This window comes from Halomonas salsilacus (assembly GCF_051216275.1).
Classification (GTDB): domain Bacteria; phylum Pseudomonadota; class Gammaproteobacteria; order Pseudomonadales; family Halomonadaceae; genus Halomonas.
The window spans coordinates 1-683 of the sequence record NZ_JBPKAQ010000026.1 but is presented as its reverse complement, the minus strand read 5'-3'; the positions used below and the strand labels follow the sequence as shown (position 1 = coordinate 683).

General features: G+C 66.6%; 1 protein-coding gene. It reads left to right on the top strand.

What is annotated here, in order from left to right; translation table 11 throughout:
• Positions 1-683 (top strand): serine dehydratase beta chain (locus ACR80S_RS17150; RefSeq protein ID WP_435403911.1); only part of this gene is annotated, 683 nt, incomplete at both ends.

The following is a 683-nucleotide window of genomic DNA, read 5'->3' as shown; positions in this document are numbered from 1 at the left end:
CTGTTCAAGATCGGCGTCGGGCCGTCTAGCTCGCACACCGTGGGTCCCATGCGGGCCGCCTTCGACTTCACCGCTGAGCTCAAGGAGCGCGAGCTGCTCGACCGCGTAGTGCGCCTCGAGGTGCAGCTGTTCGGCTCGCTCTCCGCCACCGGCATCGGTCACGGTACCGACCGGGCGGTGATCATGGGGCTGATGGGGGAGCGGCCCGACCACATCGACCCGGAAGTCATCGCCCCCTGCATCGAGGAGCTCCAGGAGTCCGAGGCGTTGCGTCTGGATGGTCGCCACAGCGTGCCCTTCCTGTGGGCCCGCGACATGCAGCTGCACGAGGAGAGTCTCCCCCATCACCCCAACGCCATGCGCCTGATCGCCCACGGCCATGCGGGCGAGCTCTACCAGAACACCTACTACTCGGTGGGCGGCGGCTTCGTCATCGATGCGGCCCAGGCCGAACGGGGCGAGCTCGACGCCGACACCACCGAGCTGCCCTATAACTTCCAGACCGGCGACGACCTGATGCGCATGTGCCGGGAAAACAAGATGTGCATCAGCGAGCTGATGCTGGAAAACGAGAAGGCATGGCGCAGCGAGTCAGAGATTCGCGACGGCCTGCTGACGATCTGGGCGGCGATGCAGGCCTGCGTCAAGCAGGGCATGGAAGCCGAGGGCGTACTGCCCGGCGG